We start from the raw sequence: 12,237 nt of genomic DNA, 5'->3' as shown, positions 1-12,237 counted from the left end.
CCAAGATGGCCGAGCGTTCCTTCAAGTCGGAAGTCCGCAAGCTGACCGCGGGTGAAGGCGACGTCTTTCACGGCGAGGGCATCCTCGCCGTGACCAAGGCGCTGCTGCAATCCGGGGTCGCCTATGTCGGCGGTTATCAGGGCTCGCCCATCAGTCACCTGATGGACGTCTTCGCCGATGCCAACGACCTGCTTGAAAGCCTGGACGTTCATTTCGAGGCCAGCGCCTCGGAAGCCACGGCGGCGGCCATGCTGGCCGCCTCCGTCAACTATCCGCTGCGCGGCGCCGTGGCCTGGAAGTCCGTCGTGGGCACGAACGTCGCCTCCGACGCCCTGTCCAACGTCGCGTCGGGCGGGGTGACGGGCGGCGCCATGATCATCGTCGGCGAGGACTATGGCGAAGGCTCCTCCATCATGCAGGAGCGCACCCACGCCTTCGCCATGAAGTCGCAGATGTGGCTGCTCGACCCGCGCCCCAATCTGACCAGCATCGTCGACATGGTCGAAAAGGGCTTCGAGCTTTCCGAGGCCTCGCACACGCCCGTCATGCTGGAGCTGCGCGTGCGCTCCTGCCACATGACCGGAAGCTTCGTCGCCCGCGACAACCGCCGCCCGCCCCTGACCGTGGCCCAGGCGGCGGCCGCGCCCGTGCGCGATGTGGAGCGGATCGTCCTGCCGCCCGCCAACTTCCTGCATGAGGTCGAGAAGGTCGAAAAGCGCTGGCCCGCCGGCATCGCCTTCGTGCGCGACAACAAACTCAACGAGACCTTCGGCCCGAACGAGGGCGACGTCGGCCTGATCGTCCAGGGCGGCCTCTACAACAACCTGAACCGGGCGATGGAGCTGCTGGGCCTGGCCGACGCCTTCGGCGACAGCGCCCTGCCGATCTACTGCCTCAACGTCACCTATCCGCTGATCCCCGAAGAGGTGACGGATTTCTGTCGCGGCAAGAAGGCGGTGCTGATCATCGAGGAAGGCCAGCCCGAGTTCATCGAGCATGAGCTGAACACCCTGATCCGGCGCGCAGGTCTTGAGACCCGCATCGTCGGCAAGGGCCCTCTGCCGCGCGCGGGCGAATACGCCGCCCACGTCATCCAGAAGGGGCTGAAGAGCTTCCTTGAGGAATGGAGCCCGAAACACGCTCCAGCGCCCGCAACGGTTTCCGCCGCCCCGGCGCCTGCGGCCGCCGCAAGTCTGGCCGCCGAGGTTCCCGCCCGGCCCGCCGGCTTCTGCACGGGCTGTCCGGAGCGCCCGATCTTCACCGCCATGAAGATGGTCGAGCGCGAGCTGGGCCCGTCGCACGTGTCGGCGGACATCGGCTGCCACCTGTTCTCCATCCTGCCGCCGTTCAACATCGGCAATACGACGATGGGCTACGGCCTGGGCGCCGCCGGGGCTTCGGCCTTCAAGCCGAAGGACAAGCGCGCGATCGCCATCATGGGCGATGGAGGCTTCTGGCATAACGGCCTGACCTCAGGCGTCGGCAACGCCGTATTCAACAAGAACGACACCGTCACCCTGGTCGTCGACAACGGCTATTCGGCCGCGACCGGCGGCCAGGACGTGCTGTCCTCGCGCGCCGACAACAAGGCGCGCAGCACCCGCAACCCGATCGAGAAGGCGGCGCGCGGCGTCGGCGTGGAATGGGTGCGCTCCATCGACCGCACCTATGACCTGAAACGCATGAAGGGCGCGCTGAAGGAGGCGCTGACCAGCCCGGAAAAGGGCCCCAAGGTCATCATCGCCCAATCCGAATGCATGCTGAACAAGCAGCGGCGCGAGAAGCCCCTGCTGCGCAAGGCAGCACAGGCGGGACGGCGCGTCTCTCAGGACCGCTTCGGCGTGGATCCCGACACCTGCACCGGTGACCACAGCTGCATCCGGCTGTCCGGCTGCCCCTCCCTGTCGATCAAACCCAATCCCGATCCGCTACGGCGCGATCCGGTGGCCCATGTCGACAACTCCTGCGTCGGCTGCGGCCTGTGCGGCGAGGTCAGCCACGCCGCCATTCTGTGCCCCAGCTTCTACAGGGCGCGGGTGGTGACCAACCCGGGACGCTGGGAGCGCTTCGTCAACGAACTGCGCCAACGCATCATCACGACTCTCCAGCGCGGCGCCGAGCGCCGCCTGGCGGCACGAGCTTTCTGAGAACCATGACACAGCAAAGAGATCGTCTCTGCATCGCCATTCTGGCGCTCGGAGGACAGGGCGGCGGCGTGCTGGCCGACTGGATTCAAAGCGTCGCGCGCAGCCAGGGGCGACTGGCCCAGGGCACCTCGGTCCCCGGCGTGGCCCAGCGCACGGGCTCGACCGTCTACTATGTCGAACTGGCGCCCATGCCCGCCGAAGGGCGCGCGCCTGTGCTGGCGCAAATGCCGACTCCCGGCGACGTCGACGTGGTCATCGCCTCCGAGCTGATGGAGGTCGGGCGCGCGATGGTGCGCGGCTTCGTCAGCGCCGAACGCACGACGCTGATCGGCTCGACCCATCGCATCTACGCCATCTCCGAGAAGTCGGCGATGGGCGACGGACGCGCCGACAGCAGCAAGATTCTCGAAGCCGCCGCCAAGCGGGCGCGCCGCTTCGTCGGCTTCGACATGGACGCCGCCTCCGCTCGCTCCGGCAGCGTCATCAGCTCGATCATGTTCGGCGCCTTGGCGGGCAGCGGCGCCCTGCCCTTCCCGCGCGAAGCCTTCGAGGAGGCCATCCGCGCCAGCGGCGTCGCGGTCGACAGCAACCTGAAGGGCTTCGCCGAGGGGTTCGACGCCGCCCGTCAGCCGGTCGCGGCGCCCGACGAGCCTGCGGTTCCGACGCCTGAACCGACCACGCCCTTCGGCCAGGCCCTGGCGGCGCGGATTCGCGCCCGACTACCCGCCGTCGCGCACAGGAACGCCCTGCTGGGGGTTCAGCGCCTGATGGACTATCAGGACCAGGCCTACGCCGCCCTCTATCTCGAACGGCTGGAGCGAATCGCGGCGCTGGACCAGCCGCCGCACGCCCTGACCACAGAGACGGCCGCCGCCCTGGCGCTGTGGATGGCCTATGACGACACCATCCGGGTGGCGGACCTGAAAACGCGCGCCTCCCGCGCGGCTCGCGTGCGCGGCGAAGTACGCGTCAAGAACGACCAACTCCTCAGCGTCACCGAGTTCATGCACCCCCGTCTGCGCGAGATCTGTGAAACCCTGCCCGCCCCGATCGGGCGGCGCCTCCTGCACAGCACCGCCGCCGAAAAGCTGCTGGGACGCTTCTTCACCAAGGGCCGCCATGTGGAGACGACGCGGCTGCGCTGGTTCCTGATGCTAAGCCTGCTGGCCGCCATGCGTCCGTTGCGTCGCAGTTCCCTGCGCTACCAGGAGGAGCAGCAGCGCGTAGAGGAATGGCTCGCGGAAATCGAGGCTCGGGCGCCGTCGCAACCGGATGTCGCCCTCGAAATCGCGCGATGCCAGAATCTGATCAAGGGCTATGGCGAGACCTTCGACCGCGGCCTGTCCAGCTACGCAAAAATCCTAGGCTTCATTCGCTCAAGCACTCCCGCCGCGAACGACATAGCAGCCCTCCGCTACGCCGCGTTGGCTGACGAAGAGGGAATCACGCTCCGCGCCGAATTTGATCGGCTAGCGACTTGCCTCTGAGTTTCCATTCAGCGGCGACCCGTCCTTAGATTAGTTACGCCTGGCCGCGTGGGGTGAGCAACAGGACGGACTGCGGCCTGCTTAAGCAACCGGGCCACGACGAGATAAGGCCGGGTCGGGGTCGGCTGCACCCTGACAGGCTTCACCGCAGTTCGAACTTTTTCAGGGACGGCCTGCGGAATAGCCCCGCGGCGCTGCCTTGTGATCGAATCTGTCAGGTCTAGAGAGAGCATGGGTCAGCAAAAACCGCCGGAGCATGAGCGTCGGGGGTTTTTGTATTTGGCTGCGGGAGCTCGCAACGCTCACCATAGCATCAGCAGCACAATGGACATTCCTGCGTAGCCCGAAGGCGCTGATCTCGGCCCCCCATGACGACCACCTAGGAACGGTCAGCAATGCGCCATGAGCGGTCATTAACGCCAGCGCGTGAAGCGGACATGGGCGTGGCTTACCACGCAGCCGTTCGCAGTGCGCCAGCCTGACCGTTATTCGCAGCAGGAAGGTCGGTCGCTTCATCTTTTCGTCAGCGCGAAGCGATCGCGGGAACGGCCTTCGATATCGATCATCTCGACCTCGATCCGGTCTCCGGCCCCTCGCAACATGACGTAGTGGTGTGTCCGGGCCGTCTTGGCGCTGAAGGTCGGCTTGTTCGGCGCGAAGTCTTCCAGATTGCCGCCCATGCCGCCGACCTGAACATAGGTGACGCCGTTTTCGAGATCGACCGCGCCCTGCGTCATCGGCCAGGTGCGCTCATAGGCGTGTAGGTGGCCGTAGATGACCAGATCTACGCCATGGCGTTCGAAAATCGAGGTGAATTCGCGCTGCATCGTCTCGCTGCCGTAGGTTGTGCGGGCGGCCCAGCTGTCGCCGTGATCGTCTTCATCGCTGGTGAAGACGTCATGGTGGTGCATGGCGATCTTCCAGCGGGCGGTGGAGCGAGCCAGAGCCTGCTCCAGCCAGGCGGCCTGTCGCGCGCGGAAGCCGGGCTTCCGCTCCTCGCTACCCTCCAGATTGCTGTCGAGGATGAAGAACTCGACATCCCCGTAGCGGTGGCTGAAATAGGCCTCGTCGCCTGGCTGACGATGGTAGCGGCGGAACCAGTGCTGCTCGCCCTCGCCGTTGCCGGGGGCGGTGATGACCGGCACGCGCCCGAACAGACTGCCCATGCCCAGGAAGTACTCGTGCGTCCACTGATAGCGGCGATCAATATCGCCGCCGTCGGTCAGATCGCCGGCCAGCAACAGCAGATTCGGCCGCTCTTCCCAGATAAGCTGGCTCATGCGGTTGTTGATATGGGGGCGCGCCTCGGTGTCGGCCGAGACGGCGATGACGAAGGGCGCGCCGGGCAGTGGCGCCGAGCGGAACGACAACAGGCCCGAATCCAGCGCCCGCCCGTCCTCAGTCGAGGCCGTGACGCGGTAGAAATAGGGCGTGTCGGCCTTCAAACCGTCCAGCGTCACGCCACCCAGACGGTCCTCTTCGGCGGCGAGAACCTCGATGCGACGCATCTGAGCCTCCGTTTCGCCCCAGGCGACGGTAAAGCGGGCTGGACGATCCGTCTCCCACGACAGCTGGACGTCCTCTGTCGTCGGGGCGTTCAGATAAGGCGGCTGGGTGAAGTGGAAGGTCTCGGCGTTCAGGCGGCCCTGGTCGACCAGCGCGGCGCGGGCGGCGAAGGCGGCTTCGACCTCTGCCGCGCTGAGAGCGCGGCCATGCACCGCTGCGCCGCGCACAAGGTCCGGCAGGGACATATAGGGCTCGGCCTCTAGGTAAGCCGTCAGCGCCAGTGAGCTCTCCGAGACGCCGGTCATGCGCGCTGAGGTCGATCCAGCGAGGACGCCGTTGACGTAAAGGCGCCAAGCGTCGCCCTGACGCACCCCCACGACGTGTCGCCAGACGTCTTTGTAGTCGGGAGCGTCGACCATGGCCGCGCCCGCCGGGCCGAACGAGGCCTGGCCGTCGCGGTAGGACAGCAGCCAGGGCGTCGCGCCGTTCCCGCCGTCCGGCGTCAGTACAGCGGCGACCGGGTGATTCACATGGTCCAGAATCCACATCTCGACGGTGAAATCGCGTCTGGAATCAAAAGCCGTTTCCAGGTTCCGGCGCTCCGTCGGCGCCATGTCGTTGAACCGCATGGAACTCGCGGACGGGGTCAGCTTCGCCACCGGCGACGGCGTGTCCGTACGCTGCGGTCCTGCACCGCGCGGCAATTCATAGCGCGGCGTGAAATCCCAGGCCTGGCCCTGCATCGCCTGAACGCCAGTCGGGATCAGGCAAGCCGAAGCTAGCAGGGCGGCGATGAGCGTGCGGTTCATGACAGTCTGTCCGTGGTCTTGCTGAAGACGATTTTGTGGTCTAGACCAATAAGAGTTCGCCATGACTGTTTAATGACTGGGCGGGCGCAGAAACACTCCACAACAACTGATCAGCCGTTTGCGACCTCTGGTCGACGGCGAGGGCTACGCCTGTGAAGCAGATTACCGACCTCTTCGACCGCCATGGCGAGAGCCGCTACGGCGAGCACGTCAATCAGCGCGAGCATATGCTGCAATGCGCCAAGCTGGCGGAAGACGCCGAAGACACCCCGGCCATGATCGCGGCGGCCCTGCTGCATGACGTGGGACAATTCCTTGAAGGCGCGGGCGATGCGGCTGAGGATCACGGCTACGACGCAGCTCATGAGAAGCTGGGTGAAGCCTTTCTATCTCAATGGTTTCCTGAAGAAGTGACAGCCCCGATCGCCTTGCACGTCGCCGCCAAACGCTATCTTTGCGCCATTGAACCAGGCTACCTTGAAGCCCTGAGCGGCGCATCAGCGCTGAGCCTGAGCCTTCAGGGCGGACCGTTCAACAAGGCGGAATGCGCGGCCTTTGAGGCGCACCCTTTTTTCAAGGAGGCCCTTCGCCTGCGCCGCTATGACGACCTAGGCAAGCAGCCCGGCGTTATTACGCCTGATGTCTCGCATTATATCGACATCATCCGGGCGACATTGAAATAGTAACACGCATACATCCGAAGTCGGACAACAATACTTATATATGCAAACATTCTAACTATGAATGTTTTGTGTAGATCAAAGCAACTGGTTTACACCAGTTTGGCTTGCGGCTACCCCGCCCTCGTCCGCCGATGCGGACGGGGGACGGCCCGAGAAGCGCCCTCTCCCAGCCAAAACTCCTGGACTCTGGGTGGGGATCACCAATGTCGTTTCATTCCGCCGCCGTCGCATCGCGCACGGCGAACCGCATCGCAGGCGCCAGCGCCCTAGCATTGACCTGGGCCGTTGCAGGCACGGCGATCGCCGCTGCCTCTGAAGAAGACCAAGCCCAGCCGACCGTCGTCGGCGAGGTGGTGGTGACTGGCCAACGCCTGGGCACCGCCAACGCCATCTCGGCCCAGCGTCGCGCCGATGGCGTGGTCAACGTCCTGTCGGCTGATGATATGGGCAAGCTGCCCGACGCCAACGTCGCCGACGCCCTGGCGCGCCTGCCGGGCGTCAACGTCATCGTCAACCAGACGACGGGCGAAGGCGAATACGTCACCGTCCGGGGCTTCGCCGGCACCTTCAACGCCTATTCGATCAACGGCGTGCGCGTGGCTTTGACCGATACCGACAGCCGCAAGATGTCGATGACCGTCCTGCCGCCCAACGGTCTGCAGGCGATTTCCGTCTCCAAGACGCTAACGCCCGACATGGACGGCGACGCCATCGGCGGATCGATCGACTTCCGCACGCCCAACGCCTTTGACTCCAACGCCCCGGTGGCGCGCCTGTTCGCCAGCTACGGCTTCAACGACCGCGCCAAGGATCAGGGCGAAGCCTCGGACAATTATTTGCTGCAGGCCGACTTCGGCCGTCGCCTGAAGGACGAGCGTTTCGGCGTCTTCGCCTCAGTCAACTACGGCCGTTCGAACGGCGTTACTGAAGAGACCGAGAACGACGGCGAATGGGAGCCCTACATCTGGCGCAAGAACGCTGAAGAAGCGATCGACGAACGCTCCATGTACCTGCCGGGCATCGACCTGGACTACCGCCGCAACGAACAGGAGCGTTATGGCGGCAACGTTTCCTTCGACTATCGCGGCGCCGATCACGACCTATACCTGCGTGGCCAGTACAACCGTTTCGAGCGCGCCTCAACCAATGACTGGACCGACTATCGCAGTCGCCCGACCATGCGTCTGGTACAGGTGAACGACGAAGACCGCAGCCTGTCAGCGCCGGAAAAAATGATCATCGGCCAGGACGCAAGCCTGGGCGCCGTTTACGGCTATACGACGGGCCAAATCATCGACGCCGACGGCGACGGCCGCATCACCGATGCGGACCGGACCCGGAAATCCTACTGGTCCCTGCACGGCCGCTCGGGCGTGTGGGATCCGCAAGCGTTCCAGTTCTCGCGCAACATGGACATTTCCGACGAGAACCAGACCCTGGCCACCGTTAATCTGGGCGGCGTCAGCCGGCTGAACGCGCTCGAGCTGAGTTACGACCTGAGCTACAGCTTCGGCGAGCGCGAAAACCCCGACAACTACTCCATCGGCTACAACTGCGACGCTTGCGTTGCGCCGTTGAACGAAACTGGCCTGCTGTGGTCGTCCTACGATGGACGCTTCCCCATGCCGCAACTGCCCGCCTTCGCCGCCCATGTCGAACGCGACCCGTCGCTGCTGCCGCTGGACGGCGCAGGCCACAGCCGTTCGCGTCAGAAGGACGACCGCCTCGCCTTCAAGATCGACGCTCGCTACCAGGTCGATCGCGGCCCGCTGGAACAGATCCGCTTCGGCGCCAAATACCTGAAATCAGAACGTGAGTACGACAGCAGCCCGATCTGGGACGGCGACTTCTCCGGCACGGCGTTGGACGGTCTGTCCATGGCTGCCTCCGGCCTGATTGAACGCGAGGTCGATCGCATCCTGGGCGGCCGATACTACTACGGCGCCATCTTCAACCGCGAACGGGTGATCGCCGCCATCCGCGCGGCCGAGGCCGCCACCCCGTCCTCCATGTCCTATGAACGCCTGAGCCAGGACGACAAACAGGGGCAGGAGACCATCTACGCCGCCTATGCTCTGGCGCAGCTGCGCTGGGGCGACCTGCAGGTCATCGCGGGCGGCCGCTATGAACAGACCGACGTCAAGAACACCTTCTGGTCGGACGACGGCGACGCCAGCGGGTTCGATGCCAGCGACGCAGACTACGGCGTCTTCCTGCCCAGCGTGACGGCGACCTGGCGTCCAAACGAGCAGTGGGTCTATCGCGCCGCCCTTTGGACCAGCTTCTCGCGGCCCGAGTACGGCTACATCTCGGGCGGGCAATCGGTGACGCGCGATCCGGTGACAAACGAGATTCTGGCCATCAGCCGCGGCAACCCGGACCTGAAACCGGCGGAAGCGCTGAATCTGGACCTGTCGGCCGAGTTTTATCCTGACCGCAGCAGCGTCCTGTCGGCAGGCGTCTTCTACAAGAAGATCGACAACTTCATCTTCACCAACGGCAGTCAGGTCGACGCCACCACGACCGAGGGCTTCATCGAAATCACCCAGCCCAAGAACGGCGACACCGCCGAAATCGCCGGGGTCGAACTCAACTTCATCAAGAGCTTCGACGGCCTAGCCGCGCCGCTGGACGGCTTCGGCTTCGAGGGCAATCTGACCTTGCAGACCAGCGAGGGCGAGACGGGCCTGGACTATCGCAAGGGGCGTCCGATCTCCTTCGTCGGTGCGCCGGACCTGATGTACAACGCCTCGCTGACCTATCAGAAGTACGGCTTCGAAGCGCGCCTGTCCTACAACTATCAGGGCGAGTACATTGAGGATCTGCGCGACAACGCCGTCGACAAATGGGTGCAGCCGACCAAAACGCTGGACTTCCACTCGCGCTACCACGTCAACGAACAACTGGCGGTCGATTTCGACGTGCAGAACATTCTGGACGGCCACCGCTACTATACGACCAAGGGTGAAAGCCCCAGCTACATGAAGGACTATATGGAGCCGGGCCGGACCTTCCTGTTCCGCATGAGCTACAGCTACTGAGGCCATCAGCGGTCCGATGTCCTGGCGGCGGCGATCCGAAAGGGTCGCCGCCGTTTTCATTACGGGCGGCGCAGAGGATCGACGCCGGGACGCGAAGACGCGATAAGGCGTCAACGACTTCTCAGCCGACGAGCTTTCATGTCCGCCGCCCCTGCGTCTGCCTGGTGGAATTCACCGACCGAAACGCCTGCCGGCGATCGGGGCCGCTATCTGGTGGCCCGCGATCATATCGCCCGCCAGATCCACAGCGGCGCGCTGAAGCCAGGCGCCAAGCTGCCGTCGGAACGCCAGCTTCAGGATGGTCTAGGCGTAGCGCGCGGCACGATCCGCGAAGCCCTGTTCCAGCTGGAGTCCGAGGGGATGATCTTCCGCCGCGATCGCAGCGGCTGGTACGTCTCGCCCGAACCTGTGACCTATGATCCAACCCGCTGGGCCGGCTTCATGACCTATGTGTCTGAACAGGGCCGCCAGCCCGCGACTGAGACTTTGTCGACCGCCTCTGTCGAAGCCCAGGACGGGGTCGCCAAGGCCATGGGCCTGCCGCTGGGCGCGTCGGTGCACCTGATCCGGCGACGCCGCCTGATCGACGGGCGACCGGTGCTGGTCGAACGCATCTATGTCGAGGCGGAGCGGGCGCCGGATTTGCTGGCGCATGATCTGGACGGCTCACTGACGCAGATTCTCAAGAGCCGTTATCGGCTGGCGGTGACGCGCAACCGGGTCGAGATGCAGCCCTGCGCGCTGATCCAAGAAGAGGCTGAGGCTCTGGGCGTGAAGTCAGGCACGCCGGGCCTTCTGGTGATCCGCGCCAGCTTCGACGCGGCCGGGCGCATCGTCGAATACGACCACGAATACTGGCGTCACGACGCGCTGCGCGTGAAGGTCGATCTGGATGTCACGCCCTAACGTCCAGCGTTCAAGATGCGGCGGCGTCCGGCGCGGCCTGTATCGTCGGCGACTGATGCTTCCGCCCCAGCTTGCGCCCGAAATAGAGCGCCGACGCCAGAGTCAGCACCAAGCTGGCCGTCGCTGAGGCGTAGGCCGCGCCGATGAAGAACTGCAGCCAATCCAGCTGCGGCGCCGCGAAGCTGCGATAGAGCAGCAGCAGCACGCTGCCGACATAGCCGGAGGCGTCGGCCACATAGATCAGGAAGCCCGCCGTCCCGATCCTGCGCGTGGCCGCCAGCATCCGGTCAAACAGCATGGCGTTGAACGGGGTGTAGGCCATGTAGAGGCCCGCTCCGCTCAGGATCATCCACGTCAGCGCCGACACCAGCTCCGCCTGAAAGGCCAGGGTCGACAGACCGATCAACGCCGCGCCCGCGATCACCACCCCATGCATGACCATCAGCGCGCGCCGGTTGTCGCGGATCAGGATCAGACTGCCCAGAACAATCAGGACGATGACCGCCACAGGCAATTCGCTGGCGGCGAAGACGCCCGCCGCATCGCCGTACCCGACAGCTTTCCAGACCTCGGCTGAAAAGTTGTCGCGGAAATCCCGAAAGGCGGTGAACAACACATAGGCCGCGATCAATGCGGCCATTCCCAGGCCGTAATCGGCCAGGAAACGTCGCCGCTCATCCTTGTTCATCGGCGCGCGGCGCACACGTTCGCGCTCGTCGTCTGCGCTGGGGCCCGGCAGTTGCGTCAGCCCCCAGACCGAGAGCAACAACAGGGGCATGAAGACCGCACCCGCCGCGGCCGGCATCCACAGGTCGCTGACCCCCGCCTGAAGCAGCAGCTTGCCGACCGCCTTCACCACGCCTGACGACAAGATGAAGCTGGCGCACAACACAGCGCCCAGAACGTCGGACACGCGCCGCCCTTCCATATAGGCGAACACCAGCCCCCAAATCAGACCCAGCGGCAGGCCGTTGAAGAACAGAGCCGCCACATTCCACGGCGCCGGGATCAGGGCGAAAGCGACCAGCGCCAGCCATGAGGCGCCAATCAACATCAGGATGGCCCGGCCGCGTCCTTGACCGTCCGCCTCGGCGATCACCTTGACGCCGATCCATTTCGACAGGGCGTAGCCGATGACCTGAGCGATCACGAGGGCGACCTTGTAATCCAGTACGAAGGCCCAGCCTTCAACCCCTTCGAAAGTCGCCGCCGAGAACGGCTTGCGGAAGGCGTACATGGAGAAATAGGCGCAGAAGCCGGCTAGACCGGCAAACAGGGAAAAACCAATTGGTCCCGCGTTTTTTAATTTCTGCGCCAGCGCTTGCATGTCCACATCCCCACGCCTCAATGAGAAATCTGGACTAGACCAATTACAATGCAGCTTAATGACAGAGAGGAGACGCGCTCTCCTGATCTCCTTTCTTCCTCTCCGGCATGGTCGCCAGATTTCGATGATTCCATGTAGACTTGGGTGCATCGTCTCCCAGACGAGGGATCGACGGCGCAGTCGCAGCCATAATGCCTTTCCGCTTACACGCCTCTTCCCTGAAGCGGACCAACCGTGCTTCCGCGTTGAGTCAGGTTCAGCCCTCGCAAAGCGCCATGTGTGGACGGCTCCCCGTTGGCAAGGGTTGATCTGACGTTCTGCTGAGCCTGGT

General features: G+C 64.6%; 7 protein-coding genes. 5 read left to right on the top strand and 2 right to left on the bottom strand.

Going from position 1 to position 12,237, the window contains the following annotated elements; all coding sequences use genetic code 11:
- The first annotated feature begins 5 nt into the window (after nucleotides 1–5).
- Both ACLBV5_RS06005 and ACLBV5_RS06000 read left to right on the top strand, forming a co-directional pair.
- Nucleotides 6–2,147, top strand: a complete 2,142-nt coding sequence (locus ACLBV5_RS06005) for a thiamine pyrophosphate-dependent enzyme (RefSeq protein WP_447605107.1) — start codon at nucleotides 6–8, stop codon at nucleotides 2,145–2,147.
- Between the two features lie 5 nt (nucleotides 2,148–2,152).
- On the top strand, nucleotides 2,153–3,634 hold the full coding sequence (locus tag ACLBV5_RS06000) for an indolepyruvate oxidoreductase subunit beta family protein (protein WP_447605106.1): 1,482 nt from the start codon (nucleotides 2,153–2,155) through the stop codon (nucleotides 3,632–3,634).
- A 512-nt stretch (nucleotides 3,635–4,146) separates the two neighbouring features.
- On the opposite strand, the gene ACLBV5_RS05995 is transcribed toward ACLBV5_RS06000, so the two are convergent.
- On the bottom strand, nucleotides 4,147–5,949 hold the full coding sequence (locus ACLBV5_RS05995; RefSeq protein ID WP_447605105.1) for a metallophosphoesterase: 1,803 nt from the start codon (nucleotides 5,947–5,949) through the stop codon (nucleotides 4,147–4,149).
- Between the two features lie 152 nt (nucleotides 5,950–6,101).
- Here ACLBV5_RS05995 and ACLBV5_RS05990 point away from each other — a divergent pair, with 152 nt between their 5' ends.
- The 3 genes from ACLBV5_RS05990 (at nucleotide 6,102) to ACLBV5_RS05980 (ending at nucleotide 10,579) form a co-directional block, all read left to right on the top strand.
- The gene (locus ACLBV5_RS05990; protein WP_447605104.1) at nucleotides 6,102–6,632 is read left to right on the top strand and encodes a phosphonate degradation HD-domain oxygenase; all 531 of its coding nucleotides are present in this window, start codon (nucleotides 6,102–6,104) and stop codon (nucleotides 6,630–6,632) included.
- A gap of 203 nt (nucleotides 6,633–6,835) precedes the next feature.
- A complete protein-coding gene (locus ACLBV5_RS05985) occupies nucleotides 6,836–9,673 on the top strand; it encodes a TonB-dependent receptor (protein WP_447605103.1) in 2,838 nt (945 codons plus the stop codon).
- Nucleotides 9,674–9,811: 138 nt separating this feature from the next.
- A complete protein-coding gene (locus tag ACLBV5_RS05980) occupies nucleotides 9,812–10,579 on the top strand; it encodes a UTRA domain-containing protein (RefSeq protein ID WP_447605102.1) in 768 nt (255 codons plus the stop codon).
- Nucleotides 10,580–10,589: 10 nt separating this feature from the next.
- On the opposite strand, the gene ACLBV5_RS05975 is transcribed toward ACLBV5_RS05980, so the two are convergent.
- A complete protein-coding gene (locus ACLBV5_RS05975; protein ID WP_447605220.1) occupies nucleotides 10,590–11,906 on the bottom strand; it encodes a DUF5690 family protein in 1,317 nt (438 codons plus the stop codon).
- Nucleotides 11,907–12,237: the final 331 nt, after the last annotated feature.

Source organism: Brevundimonas sp. M1A4_2e (assembly GCF_053345555.1).
This window is presented reverse-complemented; position numbering and strand designations above follow the sequence as displayed.